This window comes from Rhodoferax saidenbachensis (assembly GCF_031457975.1).
GTDB classification, from domain to species: Bacteria; Pseudomonadota; Gammaproteobacteria; order Burkholderiales; family Burkholderiaceae_C; genus Allorhodoferax; species Allorhodoferax saidenbachensis_A.
This window is the reverse complement of the sequence record NZ_JAVDXO010000002.1, coordinates 197,880-216,656: the sequence shown is the minus strand read 5'-3', so window position 1 is coordinate 216,656 and position 18,777 is coordinate 197,880. Positions and strand designations below refer to the sequence as shown.

The following is an 18,777-nucleotide window of genomic DNA, read 5'->3' as shown; positions in this document are numbered from 1 at the left end:
TTATGCAGTTTCAGTGGTGGTAGAGGAAATCGGGTCGGTCGCGTCGCTGGGCTGGGCCACCGACGCGGGGGAGCGGGTGTGCATGGGGCGCAGGTCGTGGTGCAGTACCAGGGCGGCGGCACCCACGGCGGACGCCAGCAGCCCGTAGCGCGCGGTGCGCACCGCTGGCGCGGCCATGCCGGCGCTGGCTGCATAGCTTTGCAGCGTGGCCTTGGCCACTTCCACAATGCCAGGGTACTGTTCACACGAAGGGCCACCCACCACCAGCGCACTGGGGTTGAAGGTGGTCCACAGGTTTTGCAGCACCACGCCCAGGTAGTGGCCGCCCTGGGCGGGTTGCTTGAGCTTGCTCAGGGTGCGCGCGCCAAAAAACGTTTCAGCACAGCCCTTGCGACCACAGGAGCACAGCGGCCCGTCAATCTGCAAAATGCTGTGGCCGATTTCGCCGGCCATGCCCTGGATGCCGGTGAACAGGCGGTCGTTGAGCACAATGCCCGCGCCCACACCGGCGCCGCAGGTCACAAAGATCAGCGAGTCTTTGGCATCGCCTTCGGAGAATTCGTATTCACTCAGCGCCGCGGTGTCGGCTTCGTTCTGCACATGCACGGGCACCGGCGGCATACCGGCCTGGGCCAGGGCCTTGGTGATCAGGGGCACAAAGTCCACATTGCGCCAACCCAGGTTGGGCGCAAAGCGCAGCATGCCGGTGGCTTCGTCAAACGCACCGGGCAAGCCCACGCCCACGCCAGAGAGCTGCACGCTGCGCCGCTTGAGCTGTGTGCGGGTGCGGGCTACCAAGCGTGCTACCTGGCGGCACACGTCTTCCACCTGGGTGCCGGTCAGCGGCTCCTCGAGTGCGCACAGCACCTGGCCGGTGAGGGACACGCCCACCACGCGCAGGGCTTCCACCGCCACTTCCACGCCGATCATGCCGCGGGTGCGACCGTCAATCTGCAGCGGTGTGGAGGGGCGACCCAGGCCTTGGGCCGCAGTCACGTCGTTTTCAGTGAGCCAGCCTTCGTCGATCAGCTCCCGCACCAATAGACTGACCGTGGACTTGGTCAGTCCGCTCTCGTTGGCCAGTTGGGCGCGGGAGAGCCCGCCCTGGCTGCGCAGCAGCCGCAGCAACACGCTGCGGTTGATACGTTTGACAAGTTGTTGGTCGCCGGTGGTTTTCATGGTGGGATGGCTGGCGCGCTGTGCCTCACAGGTGGTGGGTCTGCGCTTTGCCCTCGGGTTGTTTGCCAGCGATGATCATGCCAAGAACTTCGTCTTCCACCACGTCTGTCGTGCGGTAAGTACCTACTAATTTGCCGTTTTTCATCACGGCCAGGCGGTCGCTGAGTCCAAACACGTCGGGCATGTCATGGGTGATCAGGAAAATGCCCACGCCATCGGCCTTGAGCTGGCGCACCAGGTTGCCCACCATCGCGGTTTCCTCCGGCCCCAAGGCTGCCGTGGGCTCGTCCATGATGAGGATCTTGGCGTTGAAGTAAATCGCCCGCGAAATCGCCACCACTTGGCGCTGACCGCCCGAGAGGCGGCGCACCGGTGTGCGCACGTTCTTGAAGTTCTTGTTCAGGCGGTGGAACACCTTGCGGGCGTCGGCGTCCATGCGGTGGTCGTCCAGCGTGTTCCAGCGGGTCAGCAGCTCGCGGCCCAAAAACAGGTTGGCCACGGCGTCCAGGTTGTCCGCCAGCGCCAGGGTTTGGTAGATGGATTCGATACCACAGCGTTGCGCATCGACGGGCGTGCGGATGTGGGCTTTTTCGCCGCTGATCAGCACCTCGCCGCTGTCGATGGGGTAGGCCCCGGCCAGCATTTTCATCAGCGTGGACTTGCCTGCGCCGTTGTGGCCCAGCAGGGCCACCACTTCACCAGGGTAGAGCTTGATGCTCACGTCGTCCACCGCATGCACGCCACCAAAGGACTTGCCAATGTTGCGCATGTCGACCAGCGCCTGTTTTTCGTTCACGGCGCTCATACGGTGTCTCCTGTCAGGCGGCGGTAAATCACGTCAAACACCACCGCGGCTATCAGCACCTGGCCGATGATCACGTAGCGCACACCAATGGACACATCGAGCAGCAGCATGCCGCTGTCAATGCTTTGCATGATGAGGGCGCCCAATACAGAGCCCAGAATCGAGCCACTGCCACCGGCCAGTGCGGTGCCGCCGATGACTGCGGCGGCAATCACATACAGCTCCATGCTGGTGCCCAGCGAGTTGGTGCCGGCGTTCAGGCGGGCAATGGACACCATGGCGGCGATGGTGATGAGCACACCCATCAGCGCAAACAGCATGAGCGTGACGCGGCGCACGGGAATGCCCACCAGCGCGGCGGCCTCGGGGTTGCCGCCCATGGCGAACACATAGCGGCCAAAGCGCGTGCGGTGCACGATGAAGGACAACACCAGGGCCACAGCACCCCAGATCAGCACGGGAATCGGCACGCCCTGGGGCACGTCCTTATTCATGATTTGGTAGCTGTTCATGGAGGCCACAAAGGCCAGCACGATGACCACGGGCACCAGCACGATGGCGGTGTCCAGCCACAGCGGGTTGTTGGGTACGTCGTACGACGCTTTGGCGCGGCGCTTGGCCCACATTTGCACCATGAGGGCCAGCACGATCACGCCAGCCAGCATCCAGCTGGCGCTCACGCCGATGGCGCCGTCAAAACCTCCACCCAGGCGCTGAAAAAATGCGTCGTTCACAGGTTGGGTCTTGCCATCGGCCACCAAAAAGGCGGCGCCGCGAAATGACATCAGGCCGCCCAGCGTGACCACGAAAGAGGGCACACCCAGCTTGGCGGTCAGCGCTCCCTGGTACAGCGACACGGCAATGGCCACGGCCAAGCCTACCAGCGAGGCCGACACCCAGTGCCAGCCAGCGGTGTACATCAGGGTGGCAATCAGCACTCCCACAAAGCCCATAACGGAACCCACTGAGAGGTCGATGTGGCGGGCGACGATGATGAGCACGACGACGGTGGCCACAATGCCGACCACGGCCGTTTGTTGCGCAATGTTGTAGAGGTTTTCGGGGGACATAAACAGTCCGCCGGACAGGATGTTGAACACGATGGCAATGGCTGCCAATACCGTGCCCATCATCACCAGGCGCCAGTCGATGGCGGCCTGTTTGAGCGAATTCAAAACGGGATTCACATGCGTTCTCCGCAGGACATAAAAAAACCGCGGGCCGACCCCAGCCCGCGGTTCAAGGGCTTCAACTAACTCAAAGGAAAACGCGATTTATTTGCAAGCTGCGGGGCCTTTGGCGGCGTCCACACCCTTGCACAGGTCTTCTTTCTTGATCCAGCCGGCCTTGACCACGAGGTCCAGGTTGGCAGCGGTCACAGGCACGGGCTTGAGAAACTGGGCCTGCAGGGCCACTTTCTTCTCGCCACCACTCCAGGTTTGGGCGGCAGCCACTTTTTGGCCCTTGGCCAGCACGACGGCTGCAGCCGCTGCGTCACGGCCCAGGTCGCGTGCATCTTTCCAGACCGACACGGTCTGGCTGCCCAGAGCCACGCGGTTCAGCGCGGCGTGGTCACCGTCCTGGCCGGATACGGGAATACCTTTGATGCCCTTGGCGGTCAACGCAGCCACCACGCCACCGGCGGTACCGTCGTTGGAGGCCACCACGGCGTCAATCTTGCCGCCGGTTTTGGTGATGATTTGCTCCATGTTCTTTTGGGCGACTTCGGGCTTCCAGCCGTCGGTGTATTCCTCGCCCACGATTTTGATGTCGCCCTTCTTGACGGCGGCATCAATGATTTCTTGCTGACCACCGCGCAGGAAGTTGGCGTTCGGATCGGTGGGCGAGCCCTTGATCATCACGTAGTTGCCCTTGGGTTTGGCCGCCAAAATGGCGCGGGCCTGCATGCGGCCTACTTCCACGTTGTCGAAGGTGATGTAGAACACGCCGGGCGCTTCGATCAGGCGGTCATAGGCCACCACGGGAATCTTTTGTTGGTTGGCCTTGTTCACGGCGGGGAGAATCGCGTCCTTGTCCATGGCCAGGATGATCAGGGCTTTGGCGCCCTTGGCGATCAGGCTGTCGATGTCGGCCAGTTGCTTCTCGGGGGAACCACCAGCGTCGGCGCTGATGTAGCTGGCGCCGTCTTTGGCCAGCTGGGCCTTGATGGCGGCTTCGTCGGTTTTCCAGCGCTCTTCCTGGAAGTTGGACCAGCTCACGCCCACGACTTGGGCAAACGCGCCAGCGGCAGCCAGGCTCAGCGCCAGGGCGGTCAGTGTTGTCTTCAGTTTCATCAATGTCTCCGGTGATTTGGCCTGTGTCAGGCCTATGGTTTTGGAAAAGCTCTTCAGAGCCATCGTGCTGCCATAAATGCAGCACGGTGCATTTAGTAAGGACGACAAACTAATTGTTCGGGACTTCGACGGCGGTGCGAATAGGGATAAACCCGACATAGTTTAATCATCAAACTTAATAAGATCACCACGTTCTTTCATTTTTCACAAAGGATTCCCGCGTGCACCCTCTGGATTGGATTTCCCGGCCCGCGGTGCGCGGTGTCATGGTGGGGCTGTGCCTGGTCCCCTGGGCCTGGGCGGCCGATATGTCAGTCCCTGCCACGCCCCGTTTTGTCGAAGAGACGGACGCGGCCGGCCTGCAAAGCCGTTTTGAAGGCGAGGGCGAGTACATGGTGGGCGGCGGCGTCGCCACCTTCGATTGCGACGGCGATGGCCTGCCCGAGGTCTATGTCACCGCCGGCGTCAACAAGGCCAAGTTTCTGCGCAACCGCAGCGCCCGTGGTGGCGCGCTCAAGCTGCAGGAGGAGCGTTCGGGCCTGGAGCTGACCAACGCCATTGGCGCCTACCCGCTGGACATCGATGGCGATGGCCAGATTGACCTGGTGGTGCTGCGCGTGGGCGAGGTGCAGGTGTTCAAGGGCCTGGGCCAATGCAAGTTCGAGAAAGCCAACGATGCCTGGTCCATCCACACCGGCAACGGCTGGCACACCGCGTTTTCTGCCACCTGGGAGCAGGGCCAGCGCTGGCCCACGCTGGCCATAGGCACCTACACGGACCGTAGCAAACCCGAGTTTCCCTGGGGTAGTTGCACACCCGGCCTGCTGCTGCGGCCCAAAGAGGGCGGCGGTTACCAGCAAGCCACACCGCTGGTGCCGGGCCACTGCGCGCTGTCCATGCTGTTCTCGGACTGGAACCGCTCAGGCACGGCCGCGCTGCGGGTGAGCAATGACCGCGAGTACTACAAAGGCGGCGAAGAGCAGCTCTGGCAGATGCCCGCAGGTGCCGCGCCCACGCTCTACACCGCCGCCCAGGGCTGGAAGCCGCTGCAGATCTGGGGCATGGGCATTGCCAGCCACGACCTCAACGGCGATGGCTACCCGGACGTGTTTCTGACCAGCATGTCCGACAACAAGTTGCAAACACTGGAAGCTGGCGCCGCCCAGCCGCGCTTCACCGACATGGCGTTCAAGCGCGGCGTGACCGCGCACCGGCCCTATGTGGGCGGCGACGTGCACCCCAGCACCGCCTGGCACGCGCAGTTTGCCGACATGAACAACGACGGCTTGACGGACCTGTTTGTGGTCAAGGGCAATGTGTCCACCATGCCTGATTTTGCGACGCTGGACCCCAACAACCTGCTGCTGCAAAAAACCGACGGCAACTTTGTGGAAGCAGGCAGCCAGGCGGGCCTGGCCAGCTTCAAGCGCGGGCGCGGCGGCATGGTGGTGGATTTGAATGGCGATGGCCTGCTGGACGTGCTGGTGGTGAACCGCTGGGACAAGGCGCAGGTGTGGCGTCAAACCAGCAGCGGAGCCCCAGCCGAGGCCAGCCACTGGTTGCAGCTGCGCCTGCAACAGCCCGATGGCAACCGCGATGCCATTGGCGCCTGGGTCGAGGTGAGGTTGGGTGAAGGAGAAACTGCGCGCGTGGTCCGGCAGGAGCTCACCGTGGGTGGTGGCCACGCCAGTGGCCACCTGGGCTGGATGCACTTTGGCCTGGGTAGCGCGGCTAACGCCCAACTGCGCGTGCAGTGGCCGCACGGCGGCTGGAGCGACTGGATGCCCGCCAAGGCGGACGCCTTCTATACCCTCAGCCCCCAAGGCCTCGTGAACTGGAAAGCCCCATGAAACACCGATTGCTCTCCCTGGGCCTGGCCTGGGCCTGCGCCTGGACCAGCGCGCTATTGCCCGTGCATGCCCAGCAGGCCGCGCCCGAAGCCCGCCCGGCCAGTGCCTACAGCGCTAGCGTGGCCAACGAATGGTTCAGCCTGGCGCTGCTGCTGACCCAGCAGACGCCGGGCTTCAGCCCGCCCGTCGCGTCGCGGGCCTTTGCCTACCTGGGGCTGGCTCTGTATGAATCGGTGGTGCCCGGCATGCCGCAGAACCAGAGCCTGGCGGGCCAGCTCAACGAGCTGCAGTCCTTGCCCTGGGCGCAACCCGACGAGGTGCTGCACTGGCCCACCGTGGCCAATGCCTCGCTGGCCACAATGACACGCATGATGTTCCCCACGGCCAGCGCCGAAAACCGCGCCCGCATCGACCTGCTGGAACGCAGCCTGCCGCTCAAGTACAGCCAGGATTTTGACCCCAACACGGTCACGCCCGAGATCACCAACCGCTCGGAGACCTTCGGCAAGCTCATGGCCATGGCCATCATGACCTGGGCCCGCACCGACGGCGGGCACGAGGCCTGGGGCCCGCTGCGCCGCAGCCAGCAAAACTACGTGCCCCCGAGCGGCGAAGGTCAATGGTCGGCCACACCCCCGGCATTTGCGCCTGCGCTCTTGCCCTGGTGGGGCGATGTGCGGCCTTTTGTGCTCAAGACCAGCAGCGCTTGCGCCGCACCCATGCCCCCGCCTTATTCCGAAAGCCCCGGCTCGGCTTTCTACAAAGAGGCGAACGAGGTCTACCAGGTCAGCAACAAGGCCACGCAAGAGCAACGCCAAGTCGCCCTGTACTGGGCGGATGACCCGCTCAAGACTCCTACACCGGCAGGTCACTGGCTCTACATTGCCAACGATCTGCTCAAGCAGCAAAAGGCCAGCCTGGCCCAGGCCGCCCAAACCCTGGTGCGCCTGAACATGGCCATGGCTGACGCCTTCATTGCGGGCTGGAAGACCAAGTACACGGTGAGCCTGTTGCGACCGGTGACCTATGTGCAGTTGGTGATCGACAGCAACTGGGTGCCCACGCTGATGCACACGCCACCGTTTCCCGAGTACCCCTCGGGCCACTCGGTGCAGTCCAGCGCCGCAGCTGGCATTCTGGACGATGCGTTTGGGGCGAACAAACCGTTTACCGACAACACCCACAACGACCGGGGCTGGGGCCCGCGCACCTTTGCCAGCTTCCGTGTGGCGGCCGACGAGGCGGCCATTTCGCGGATGTACGCGGGCATCCACTTCCGCAGCGGCATTGAAGGGGGCAAGGTGCAGGGGCGCTGCGTGGCCCAGCAGGTGCTGGGGCTCAAGTTGGTGCGGTAGTGCGGCGCGGTGTTCAGCCCTCGCCCACGCCAATGGGGGCGGGTGCGTGCATGACGATGCGGGTGAACAGGCGGTCGTAGATCGGGTCGCGCGGTTGCTTGCCCGTCAGCGGGTCGCAGTTGGTGGCAAAGGCGGCGTCCAGCGCGGCCCAGTCTGCCTCGCCCAGCACCGCCTGTGCCACAGGCAGGATGGCAGTTTCTTCGAGCTTCATGTGGGTCAGGTAGGCCGCCACATAGCGACGCACGGCGGTATCAAAGGCGGCGTGGCGGCTGTCGCCCACCAATTCCCAGGCCAGCAGCAGGTGCTGCAGCTCGCGCACCGCGGCTTCGCTGTGGGCGTGGTCCTGCTCCAGTTGCACGATCACTTCCATAGTCTGCGGCGCCAGCCGCGCCACGCGGGGAAACAGCAGGTCGGACTCCTTGGGGTGGTGCAACTTTTCGGGAAACTCGTCGATATAGAACAGCATGGCGCGCAGCACGTCAAAAAAGCACTCTGGTTCGTCACCCGGTCCGCGGTCCAGCATGAGCAGCAGCGATTGCAGCATGGCGCGCAGGGCCGCGTGTTCGTCTTTGATGGTTTGCAGGCTGTTCTGGGGCATGGCGGGTCTCCGGAGTGGGCAGCGCAAGCTTCCCACGGCAGGTGGCCTGTGCACTTGATGCAGGTCAATGGCTGTGGTTGTCGTGGCGGCCCGTTACCATCGTGGCTGGGCACGGTGGTGCCGTGTCCAAGCCTTTAGGAACCGTTGTGCCATGACCTCTTTTTCTCCCCGTACCCTCACCTGGTTGCGCCGACTGGCCTGGACGGCCGCAGCACTGGTGCTGCTCTGGGTCCTGGCGTGGCTGGCCGTGCCTCCGTTGCTCAAAAGCCAGGCGCAAACCCGCCTGTCGGCGCTGCTGGGCCGCACCGTCACCGTAGGGGCGGTGGACTTTGCGCCGTGGTCATTGGAGCTTACGCTGCGCGACCTGGCCGTGGCCAAGGCCGACGGCAGTGGTCCCCAGTTCAGCGTGGCACGCATTTATGTGGATGCCGAGCTGCAGTCGGTGCTGCGCCTGGCACCCGTGGTGGACGCGGTCGCGGTGGAGGGCCCCACGCTGCAGCTCACCCACCTGGGTGATGGCCGCTATGACATTGACGACATCCTGCAGCGCCTGAGCGCCCCGTCGGACACGCCGCCCGGTCCGCTGCCGCGCTTTGCGGTCTACAACGTCACCCTGAGCGGCGGCAGCGTGGACTATGCGGACCAGAGCCTGCAGGGCCAGCCGCGCCAGCACACGCTGCGCGACCTGCAGCTCAGCGTTCCCTTTTTAAGCAACTTTGATTCGCAGCGCGATGTGCTGGTCTCGCCGCGCCTGGCTTTTGTGCTCAACGGCAGCGCGTTTGACACGGCGGCCGAAGGCACGCCGTTTGCCCAGGCCCGCAAGGGCGAGGCACAGATTAAAGTCAGCCAGTTGGACCTCAAGCCCTACCTGGCCTACCTGCCCGCCAGCCTGCCGGTCAAGCCGCAGAGCGCGGTGGTGGACGCCGAGCTCAAGATCGGTTTTGTGCAGACGCCCCAAACGGCGGTAAGCCTGTCGGGCGTGGTGACGGTCAGCCAGTTGGCTGTGAATGACGCGGCCGGCGCGCCGCTGCTGGCAGCGGACACCGTGCGCACCGAGCTGGCCGACGTGCGCCCGCTGGAGCAGATCGTCAAGCTCTCAGCCCTGACCATCACCAACCCGCGTCTGCAGGTGGTGCGCGCCCGCAACGGCCACCTGAATCTGGACCTGGCGTCTGCCACGCCTGCAGCCGTTGCTCCTAAAAAAGGAGCTGCTCGCGCAGATTCCACGGGGGCTACAGGCCAAAAAGATGCGCAATCACCTGCCGCAGCCACCCCAGCGCCCTGGACCTTGCAACTGGAGCAGCTGGCCCTGACGGGCGGCACCGTGGACTGGCTGGACCAGCGAACCCAGCCCGCCGCCAAGCTGGCACTGGCAGACGTGGCGTTTACCGCCCAGAGTCTGCAGTGGCCCATGGACAAGCCGGTGACCGCCGAAGGCTCGGCCACGCTGCCAGGCAAGGGCACATCGGCCCGCCTGGGCTTCAAGTTGGACGGCACGCTGCAGCAGGGCAGTGCCCAGGCCACGGTGAGCGACCTGCCCCTGGCGCTGGCCGCGCCCTATACGGCCCAGTTTCTGGAGCCAGGTGTGCGCGGCCTGCTGGACGCCCAGCTGGGCGCCAGCTGGCAGGGTGACCAAGTCAAGGCTACTGCGCAGCGCCTGGTTGTGCGCGATGCGGGTCTGGTGGCCAGCAAGCCCGCGGCAGGCGATGGCACGGCCCGTGGCGTGAACGGCCCTTCGTCGTCCGACCTGCCGCAGTTCAAGCTGCTGGAAATCACCGACGTGCAGGCCGACCCCGCGGCGCGTACCGCCCGTGTGGGCAAAGTGCTGCTGGCCCGTGCCAGCACCGGCATACGGCGGGATGCGGATGGGCAGTGGATGTTCCAAAGCTGGCTCAAGCCGGCGGCCACACCCGCACCGGCCGCCCCCGCAGACAAGTCCGCGGCGCCTGCCGTGCCCTGGAAGGTGGCACTGGGTGAACTCAGTGTGCAGGACGCCAGCGCCGTGTTCTCCGACCGCACCCATGCTCGCCCGGTGCGGCTGGAGCTGTCGGCCCTGAACCTGTTGGTAAAAGACGCGCAGCTGGATGGCAAAAAACCGGTGCCGGTAACGCTGAGTGCGCATATGAAGTCCGGCCAGGCCGAGGCCGGCAGCCTGCGCTACCAAGGCACCGCCGCCTGGGACCCGGTGCAGGCGCAGGGCAGTGTGGAGCTGCTGGAGCTGCCGCTGCATGCGCTGGTGCCGTACTTTGCCGAGCAGATCAATCTGGACGTGCTGCGCGCAGACGCCAGCTTCAAGGGGCAGTTGCGCTTTGCCAGCACGCCCAAGGGGCCCGAGGTGGCGCTCAAGGGTGATGCCCAACTCGAAGACTTCCGCGCCAATACCGTGCAGGGCCCCAGCGGCGGCATTGCCGAAGAGCTGCTGAGCTGGAAGGCGCTCAACGTGCCCGGTATCGACCTGGCCATGGTGCCCGGTGCGGCCACGCGCGTCAGCGTGCGTGAAGCGGCGCTGTCCGATTTTTATGCCCGCCTGATCGTCAGCCCCACGGGGCGCCTGAATCTGCAGGACCTGATGAAGACGCCTGCACAGGCCGATGCGGCCGCAAGCACCGGCCCCGCGGCACCGGGACCCAGCGCGGCGCCAGACGCCATCGTCACCATGGGCCCCATCAGCGTGGTCAATGGCAAGGTGCTGTTCTCTGACCGCTTTATCCAGCCCAACTACACGGCCGACCTGAGCGACCTGACCGGCAAGCTCAGCCAGTTCTCCAGCCAGCCCAGCAATGGCGCGGTGCGGCTGGCCGATCTGGAGCTGCGGGGCCGCGCTGAGGGCACCGCCTCGCTCGAGATCACCGGCAAGCTCAACCCGCTGGCCAAACCGCTGGCGCTGGATATTGCAGGCAAGGTCCGTGACCTGGAGTTGCCCCCGCTCTCGCCCTATGCCGTGAAGTACGCGGGCTACGGCATCGAGCGCGGCAAGCTCAGTGTGGACGTGCACTATGCGGTGCAACCTGATGGCCAGCTCACCGCCAGCAACAAGCTGGTGCTGAACCAACTGAGCTTTGGCGACAAGGTGGAGGGCGCGCCCAACAGCCTGCCCGTGAAACTGGCGGTGGCCCTGCTGGCCGACCGCAACGGCGTGATCGACCTGGACCTGCCCATCAGCGGCTCGTTGAACGACCCGCAGTTCCGCATCGGTCCGGTCATCTGGAAGGTCATCACCAACCTGGTGGTCAAGGCCATCACCTCGCCGTTCAGTCTGCTGGCCAATGCGTTGGGTGGTGGCGGCAGTGCCGAGCTCAGCACCGTGGCGTTTGCGCCGGGCAGTGGTGCCCTGAGTGATGCCGCACGCACCGGGCTGGACAAGGTGGCCAAGGCGTTGGTGGAGCGCCCCGCACTCAAGCTCACGGTGGTGGGCCAGGCCCAGCTGGAGGCCGAGCGAGAAGCCGTTAAGCGCGAGAAACTCAAGGGCTTATTGCTGGCTGAAAAGCGCCGCCGCGCCAGCGGCCAGGGCCAGGACGCGGCGGCCGTGAACAGTTACACCGCCGAAGAAATGCCGGTGCTGCTGCGCGCCGTGTACCGCCGCGCCGACATCACCAAGCCGCGCAACCTGGTGGGCCTCACCAAAGACATCGAGGTGCCCGATATGGAGGCGCTGCTGCTGGCCAACATCACGGTCACCGACGACACCATCCGCGAGCTGGCGCTGCAGCGCAGCGTGGTGGTGAAGGATTACCTCGCCACCCAGAAGGTGCCAACCGAGCGCCTGTTCCTGGGCGCCATCAAGACGACTGGCCATGCCGCGGACGCCAAGCCCCAGGCCGAGCTGAATCTCACGATGCAGTGAACATGAGGCAGGCCCCGCGCTTTTAGCGCTCTTCCACCTTGCCATCCGCGTGCTTGGCAAAGCGGCCTTGGTCGCGCGGGTGCACGGGGTCGTTGGCACCCCAGGGCCAGCCGCCGAACTCGGTGCGGCGGTAGTCGGCAAAGGCCTGATGAATCTCCTGCTGGGTGTTCATTACAAACGGGCCGTACTGCGCCACGGGCTCGCCAATCGGGCGGCCCTGCAGCACCAGCAGTTCGCTTTCCACATCACCATTCACCAACGTGCAATCGTCGGTCGCACGCACTTCCAGAACGGACTTGACGGGCACCGACTCGCCCGCCACGGTGAGCGTGTTGCCCTGGAAGAAATACAGTTGGCGCCGCGTGGCTGCGTGGGTTGCGCCGGGCAGGGTCCAGCTGGCACCGGGGCTCAGCTTGATGGTGTAGATGGCCAGGTCGCTGTCGGCCTCGCTGGCCCAAGAGTCGGGAGGGGGCGGCAGACCGCGCTGGTCGCCCAGCGTGCCGGCAATGCAGACCACCTCGGTCGTGCGGCCGTTCGCATCGATGGCCGTGGTGCGGGGAATGCTTTCGTGCCAGAACATGGTGAAGTGCGGTTCCACCATCTTGCTTTTGGCGGGCAGGTTGAGCCAGATCTGGAACAGCTCGGTAGGGTTGGGCTGGTCGGCGTGGACTAGCGGGAACATCTCGCAGTGCACGATGCCTTTGCCGGCGGTCAGCCACTGCACATCGCCGCCGCCAAAGCGCGCGGTGGCGCCCAGCGAGTCGGAATGGTCGATCAGCCCGCGGCGCACGATGGTGACCGTCTCAAACCCACGGTGCGGGTGCGAGGGAAAGCCCGGCACCGTGTCACCGTGGTACATGCTCCAGCCGTCCTTGCCGGCAAAGTCTTGTCCAATATTGCGGCCGGCCAATGAGGCTTGGGGCGCCATATTGGCGTCACCTGCCGGGTAGGCATCGTTGTGGTGCACGCAGAACAAAAATGGGTCGATCGTTTGCCAGGGAAAACCCAGCGGTGCGACGGAGAGGATGGTGGACATGCAGAGAACCCCAGGTGAAAGGCGTCGAGAATGGTTTGAGACGGCAGGAAGACTGCCATTGTCTCTGGCCGCGCGGCTTTTTGCCGACGCCTTGCAGAATGCCCACATCCCTGCCACTAAGATCGGCGGATGTTGTTTTCATCGCGTTTTTTCCGCGGGCTGGGTGCCTTGGCCATCGCTGCGGCGGTGCTGGCCGCCGAGCTGGTGCAGCGACCCCCCATGCCGGGTGTCGCGCAGGCCGTGCTGCCCGCAGCGACCGGCGTGGTCCCTGTGGCGGCCAGCCTCCACCGCGTGGCGCAGGGGCTTATTCCCATGCCGGTGGGTACCGAGGCAGCCCATGCCAGCAGCCTGCTCGTGATGCCGCCCGACAGTTCGTCCGCACTCACGGTGTTCTGGTTTTCCGGCGAGCGCGAGAGTGGGCCGTTGGTGCAGATTGCCGCTTCGCAGTGGGACCGCGCCACGCAGGCCTGGTCGCCCCCGCGCTTTGTGGTGAACCGCCACAGCATGGGGGATGACATCGGGTTTGGCCTGCGCCGCCTGGGTAACCCTGTGGCCTGGCGCGATGGCCAGGGCCGCATCCATTTGTTTGTGGTGGCCACGGGCTGGGGCGGCTGGGCCGCCAGTCGCGTGCTGCACTTGCGCCAGAGCAGCGCGCAACAAGGTTTGTCTGACCTGAGTTTTGAGCCCGTAGGTGTACTGCCGCTGTCCTGGTTGTGGAATACCAGCTACCTGGTGCGCAATGCGCCGCTGCCACTGGCCGATGGGGGCATGGTGTTGCCCGTGCATTTCGAACTTGGCATCAAGTACCCGGCGGCCCTGCGCTTTGACGCTGATGGCAATTTCAAGGGCATGGTGCGGATGTCGTCACGGCCCTACGCGCTGCAACCTACGCTGCTGGCGAAAACGCCTACGCAGTGGTTGGCGCTGCTGCGCGACGAACGTGCGCAGGGCAAGGTACTGGCCGCGCAAACGGAGGATGGCGGCAGGCATTGGAACGACCTGCCGGATCTGGCGCTGGACAACCCCGACGCCTCCGTGGGCGGCCTGGCGCTGGCACCGGGGCAACTACTGTTGGCACACAACTCTTCCCCCGGCACGCGCGCCCAGCTCGACCTGAGCCACAGCGCCGATGGCGTGCACTGGACCCTGCTGCAGACACTGGAGAAGGGCGCTGGCGAAGCCGAGTTTTCCTACCCAGCGCTGGCCTGGGCCGATGGCAACCTGTGGGTGAGCTACACCGTGGACCGGCAACGCCTGGCCTGGCAACGCTTTGCCCCCACCCCCGGAGGCAAGCCATGAGCCCGGACAGCCTATGGAGCGGATTGCTGCATTTGGCCACCGCCATGGTGGCCACTGACACGCCCAGCCTGCCTGCCCTGGGGCTGACGCAGCTGTGGCTGCATGTGGGCTGGGGCATGGTTTTGGCCTGGCTGGGCTGTGTACTGGTGGGGTGGTGGCAACCGCACCGCGCCGCCTTCCTCACGGTGGCTGCGGTGCTGCTGGCTAGCATGTGGTTGCCCGATCCCTGGTCACCGGCCTACTGGCTGGGGCTGGCTTTCCAGCAGCCCAGCCTGGTGCTGGTACTGCTAAGCACGCGCTTGCTGTTGCGGTGCCTGCGCAAACCCGCGCCGCCCTGGGCCACGCGCCGCGCGCCACAACCCACGCGGGGGCTAGCACCGCTGGCGTTTGTTGGCGTGCTGCTGGGCTGGGCACTGTTGCTGGATTCTTTTGCGCTGTTGTCTTTGCCCGTCTCGTTGTACGCCTTGGGCTTTAGCCCGCTGGCGGTGGCGCTGGTGGCCTGGGTGAGCCTGGGGCTGGTGCTGTCCAGCACCCAGGTCGGTAGCCGGCCCGTGGCCTGGGCCGTGCCGCTGGCCGTGGTGGCCTTTGTGGCGCTGCGCCTGCCCACCGGCAACGTGTGGGACGCCGTGTTGGACCCCTGGCTCTGGCTGGGGCTGCATGGCTATCTGGTGCGGGTGGTGTTGCGGCGCTACTGAATTTGCCTTTTTAGGGGCAGTCTTTGGCTCCTTCCAGGACCATCGTTTTTGAACTTTCGCAGAAAACATAGCTGCTGCCGGCGTTCCTGCTTTGGGACGGGGCTTTCAGCGCAGTTTCGTCCCATACCATGAGGCTACTCAGCGGAGGCACCGAAGCAAACGCGTCTTGCGGCTTGCGGTAGGCAATCGCGGTATTCACGCCATCTTGCAGTTGCTTGGCCCAGCTTCCCACTTTCTCTATGAGTTTTCCCTTGCCTGCGTCGTTGGCAACGGCGGTGGCGCTCCAGTCAGAAATCGTGGTGTTTGTATAGCCAAGATAGGCAAGATTGAGGTAGATCGTTGTGTCGTACAGCCGCCAGTTGCTCTGGGAATTTCGAACGTTGACGACCAACGTCACGAGATCGCGGCCTCCAATATTGGCGGCATAGGGATCAATCGTGAGGCAGTTGTCCATCGTGCCACCCGCTTTCTTGGAAACGAACAGATGCGCTTTGGCAGGGCTGCAAACGTCGGCAGAGAAGTAGCCGTATTCCTCTGCGCCCGAGAGGCTTGCGACAACGCGCATTTCGGCAAAGAAGTTATTCCCCACAGGGCTGACAAATTGGGCCGTGCCAATTCGGATGTTCATGTTGTTGGTCTGGTCCTGGATGGCCAGAGTTTTCCAGGTCCTGCCACCTTGGTACATCGCGTAGCCACCGATGGTTGCGTCGTCTTCCAAGGTATCCAGACGCTGAAAAGAGCGCGACACACCTTTGGGAAATAGATCCGCTGCTTGGGTGAACTGGGCGACAAGCCCGATAAAAATGCCGAAGAAGAAAGTGAGGGACCTGGTCATGTGGTGTTGTGACTGTGTAGAAGTTTGAAAAAAATGAATTCAACATCGATGGCAAGGGGTTTCCATCGCCTGGGCTGACGTTCCGTTTTGGGTGATGGAACGTAGTGTTCCAGCGAATGCTGCGGACTACATGCTCAGAGGCGAGCGCATGCGTGAGCGCTCGGTAGTCTAGGGGGTGCCGCGAGATTCCGGTATCCCCCAAACGGGTGATTTCATGGCCGCGTACACAAGTAATCCGGGCTGCCCACCGGATCAAGGGTAAAATCGCGGGTGACGCTGCAATTTGCTTACCTTTGTAGCGTCTGCAGTCTGACACGGTCTGCGGCACGCCTTGCGCCGCCTCCGCACCTTTTTGGCCGATCATCTCGGCCCCTCCGGTTGTCAAACTCCCCCAGCGGCGAGCTTTACTCCGGTTTTATTTTTCCTCCTTACCAAAATTCCTGACCTGAGCCCGAGCACCGGATGCACTTCCGGCGCAGAGACTTTGGTCTTCCAGCATGCGATGGTTTTTAACCAAGACCGTCATTCCCCCTGCGTCGCGCGGTTCATTGAAACTGCCGGCGCCTTTTGAAAGATCCCACCATGGGCAAGAAACTTTACGTCGGCAATCTCTCCTACTCGGTAGATGACCAATCCCTGAACCAAAACTTCTCCGACTTCGGCACCGTGTCGTCGGCCAAGGTCATGATGGACCGCGACAGCGGCCGCTCCAAGGGCTTCGGCTTTGTGGAAATGTCCAGCGACGCAGAAGCCCAAGCGGCTATCAGCGGCATGAATGGCAAAAACGTGGATGGCCGTGACATGGTCGTCAACGAAGCCCGTCCCATGGAACCCCGCACCGGCGGTTTTGGTGGTGGCGGTGGCGGTGGCCGTCGCGAAGGTGGCGGTGGTGGTTACGGCGGTGGCAACCGCTACTAAGCGCTAACCTCGCATTAGCTCTCGCTAAGAAAAGCCGACCTCGGGTCGGCTTTTTTGCGTCTGCGCAAGGCCGTTGGATGGGCAAGATGTGCCGATGCGGGAACTTCGCCCGTTGGCCGTGCTCCATCCACCCATGCAACGCAGAAGCACCCTGGCCGCTCTGGCCGCACTCCCCAGCCTCATCACCACCTCGCTGGCCAGCGCCGCTAGTCAGCCCCTGCTGCAGGCGCTCAAACCCTCGCCGCGCATGCCGGTGCTGTTTGTGGGGCATGGCAGCCCGATGAACGCGATCGAGGACAACGCCTGGCGGCGCAGCTGGCAGGCCATGGGCACCGAGTTGCTGGCACGCGGCGTGCGGCCGCAGCTCATTCTGTGCGTTTCGGCCCACTGGCTCACGCCCGGCTGGCAGTTCACGGGCATGGCAAGCCCCAAAACCATTCACGACTTTGGCGGCTTCCCCCAGGCATTGATGGACCAGCAGTACCCCGCGCCCGGTGCGCCTGCGGTGGCACGCAGCTTGGCCAGCGCACTTAAGTCGCCCGCCACGGGGGCGGCACTGGGGGTGGACACCCAGCAATGGGGTTTTGACCATGGCACCTGGTCGGTGCTCAAGCCCATGTTTCCCAAAGCGGATATTCCTGTGCTGCAACTCAGCATGGATTACAGCCGCGCGCCGACCGAGCATTACGCGCTGGGCCGACAGTTGCAGGCGCTGCGTGAGCGTGGGGTATTGATCGTGGGCAGCGGCAACATCGTGCACAACCTGCGCGCCACGCGCGACGGCACCGCCGCCAACGAGGCCTACGACTGGGCCACCGAATTTGACGCCGTGGTGCAAAACCAGATCAAGAAGGGGCAGCTGGACGCACTGCAAAACTTCCAGTCGCTGGGCGCTGTGGCGCAGCAGGCCCACCCCTCCCACGACCACTACCTGCCGCTGCTCTACGCGGCGGGTGCTGCGCGCTCCAGCGAGATGCCGCGCTTCTTCAATACGGGCTTCCAGTCGGCGTCCATTTCCATGCGCTCGGTACTGTGGGGTTAAGCCTTTGTCTGCGATTGCTATGAAATAAGGAGCTGTTGGCGCAATGTTTACGGGGGCTAGAAGGCTATTTATTTTGTAAGAACAGCGCAGAACAGACCCCACGCAGCCAGCGATTCGCAGGGTCATGGTGGTAGCGGGCATGCCAGTGCTGCTTCACGGTGAAGCCGGGAATGGGCACCGGGCAGGTGTGCACCGCCAAGCCAGTGACCTTGGCCAGCGTCTCGCCGATCTGGCGCGGCAGCGTGGCGATCAGGTCGGTCGTGGAGAGGATGGCGGGCAGGCCTAAAAAGCCGGGAATTTCCAGAATCACCTTGCGCTCGATCTGTTGGCGCTTGAGTGCCGCGGCCAGCAAGCCACTGCCCGTACCTGAGGCGATGGCGGCATGGGCCTCGGCCTGGTATTGCTTGAGGGTGAGGGTTTTGCCAATGCGCGGGTGGCGCGCGTTGGCCAGGCACACCCACTGCTGTTCAAACAGCGTTTGTTGGTAAAAGCCGGTTTCCAGATCCGGTATCAGGCCCACAGCCAGGTCGGCTTCGCCCGCTGTCAGCAGGCGGGCCGTGTCCGCATCGATGCGTGTGGCTTCCAGCGCCACCTGCGGGGCTGCGGCGCGCACATGGGCGAGCAGTTGTGGCAGCAGGGTGATGTGGCTGGCGTCGGTCATGCAGATACGGAACTTGCGCTGTGCCGTGGCGGGGTTGAAGTCTGGCTGCCATTCCGATATTTGCCGCAGCGCGGCCAGCGCCTGGCGCGTGGGCTCGATCAGCGCCTGTGCACGCGGCGTAGCTTGCATGCCTGCCGGTGTACGCACGAAGAGTGGGTCGTGCAAGGCCTCGCGCAGCTTGGCCAACCAGATACTGACAGTGGGCTGGCTTTGCCCCAACAGCTCGGCGGCGCGGGTCACACTGCCGGTGCTGTAGAGCAGGTCCAGCAGTCGCAATAGCTTGGTGTCCAGCAGCTCGGTGGTCTCGTGCGCAGTGTCCATGGTCGCACCCCTTTATAAAAATATGCAATGCAATCTATTTTATGT

The 18,777-nt window shown here is 64.2% G+C and carries 15 protein-coding genes; 7 read left to right on the top strand and 8 right to left on the bottom strand.

Going from position 1 to position 18,777, the window contains the following annotated elements; genetic code table 11:
• The 4 genes from J2X15_RS05170 to xylF form a co-directional block, all read right to left on the bottom strand.
• The gene (locus J2X15_RS05170) at positions 1-1,179 is read right to left on the bottom strand and encodes an ROK family transcriptional regulator (RefSeq protein WP_310340015.1); all 1,179 of its coding nucleotides are present in this window, start codon (positions 1,177-1,179) and stop codon (positions 1-3) included.
• Between the two features lie 25 nt (positions 1,180-1,204).
• Positions 1,205-1,984 carry an ATP-binding cassette domain-containing protein gene (locus J2X15_RS05165; RefSeq protein ID WP_310340013.1) on the bottom strand — a complete coding sequence of 260 codons (780 nt, stop codon included), beginning with the start codon at positions 1,982-1,984 and terminating at the stop codon, positions 1,205-1,207.
• Complete coding sequence (locus J2X15_RS05160; RefSeq protein ID WP_310341222.1) at positions 1,981-3,117, bottom strand: sugar ABC transporter permease; 1,137 nt, start codon at positions 3,115-3,117, stop codon at positions 1,981-1,983. Before J2X15_RS05160 ends, J2X15_RS05165 begins: the two co-directional genes overlap by 4 nt.
• A 141-nt stretch (positions 3,118-3,258) precedes the next feature.
• Entirely contained in the window at positions 3,259-4,278 is a 1,020-nt protein-coding gene (gene xylF, locus J2X15_RS05155; RefSeq protein ID WP_310340011.1) for a D-xylose ABC transporter substrate-binding protein, read from the bottom strand.
• 221 nt (positions 4,279-4,499) lie between these two features.
• On the opposite strand from xylF, the gene J2X15_RS05150 reads away from it, so the two are divergent.
• Together J2X15_RS05150 and J2X15_RS05145 are read left to right on the top strand one after the other, a co-directional pair.
• Positions 4,500-6,128 carry a CRTAC1 family protein gene (locus J2X15_RS05150; protein ID WP_310340010.1) on the top strand — a complete coding sequence of 543 codons (1,629 nt, stop codon included), beginning with the start codon at positions 4,500-4,502 and terminating at the stop codon, positions 6,126-6,128.
• Positions 6,125-7,483 (top strand): vanadium-dependent haloperoxidase, encoded by a 1,359-nt coding sequence (locus J2X15_RS05145; RefSeq protein ID WP_310340009.1) that lies wholly within the window; start codon positions 6,125-6,127, stop codon positions 7,481-7,483. The genes J2X15_RS05150 and J2X15_RS05145 overlap by 4 nt, the downstream gene beginning before the upstream one ends.
• A gap of 13 nt (positions 7,484-7,496) precedes the next feature.
• Here the strand turns inward: J2X15_RS05145 and J2X15_RS05140 are convergent, their stop codons facing one another.
• Positions 7,497-8,081 (bottom strand): hemerythrin domain-containing protein, encoded by a 585-nt coding sequence (locus tag J2X15_RS05140; protein WP_310340008.1) that lies wholly within the window; start codon positions 8,079-8,081, stop codon positions 7,497-7,499.
• 151 nt (positions 8,082-8,232) lie between these two features.
• Here J2X15_RS05140 and J2X15_RS05135 point away from each other — a divergent pair, with 151 nt between their 5' ends.
• Entirely contained in the window at positions 8,233-11,925 is a 3,693-nt protein-coding gene (locus J2X15_RS05135) for a DUF748 domain-containing protein (protein WP_310340006.1), read from the top strand.
• 22 nt (positions 11,926-11,947) lie between these two features.
• On the opposite strand, the gene J2X15_RS05130 is transcribed toward J2X15_RS05135, so the two are convergent.
• Positions 11,948-12,961: a pirin family protein gene (locus J2X15_RS05130; protein ID WP_310340004.1), complete on the bottom strand. Its 1,014-nt coding sequence runs from the start codon at positions 12,959-12,961 to the stop codon at positions 11,948-11,950.
• 129 nt (positions 12,962-13,090) lie between these two features.
• On the opposite strand from J2X15_RS05130, the gene J2X15_RS05125 reads away from it, so the two are divergent.
• On the top strand, positions 13,091-14,260 hold the full coding sequence (locus J2X15_RS05125; RefSeq protein WP_310340002.1) for an exo-alpha-sialidase: 1,170 nt from the start codon (positions 13,091-13,093) through the stop codon (positions 14,258-14,260).
• Complete coding sequence (locus J2X15_RS05120; RefSeq protein ID WP_310340001.1) at positions 14,257-14,955, top strand: hypothetical protein; 699 nt, start codon at positions 14,257-14,259, stop codon at positions 14,953-14,955. The genes J2X15_RS05125 and J2X15_RS05120 overlap by 4 nt, the downstream gene beginning before the upstream one ends.
• Positions 14,956-14,965: 10 nt before the next feature.
• Here the strand turns inward: J2X15_RS05120 and J2X15_RS05115 are convergent, their stop codons facing one another.
• Positions 14,966-15,790 (bottom strand): hypothetical protein, encoded by an 825-nt coding sequence (locus J2X15_RS05115; protein WP_310340000.1) that lies wholly within the window; start codon positions 15,788-15,790, stop codon positions 14,966-14,968.
• Between the two features lie 582 nt (positions 15,791-16,372).
• Between J2X15_RS05115 and J2X15_RS05110 the strand changes: the two genes are divergently transcribed.
• Both J2X15_RS05110 and ygiD read left to right on the top strand, forming a co-directional pair.
• A complete protein-coding gene (locus J2X15_RS05110) occupies positions 16,373-16,708 on the top strand; it encodes an RNA recognition motif domain-containing protein (RefSeq protein ID WP_310339999.1) in 336 nt (111 codons plus the stop codon).
• Positions 16,709-16,841: 133 nt separating this feature from the next.
• Positions 16,842-17,750 carry a 4,5-DOPA-extradiol-dioxygenase gene (ygiD, locus tag J2X15_RS05105; protein WP_310339997.1) on the top strand — a complete coding sequence of 303 codons (909 nt, stop codon included), beginning with the start codon at positions 16,842-16,844 and terminating at the stop codon, positions 17,748-17,750.
• Positions 17,751-17,814: 64 nt separating this feature from the next.
• Here ygiD and J2X15_RS05100 read toward each other — a convergent pair whose 3' ends face one another.
• On the bottom strand, positions 17,815-18,732 hold the full coding sequence (locus J2X15_RS05100; protein WP_310339996.1) for a LysR family transcriptional regulator: 918 nt from the start codon (positions 18,730-18,732) through the stop codon (positions 17,815-17,817).
• Positions 18,733-18,777 lie beyond the last annotated feature (45 nt).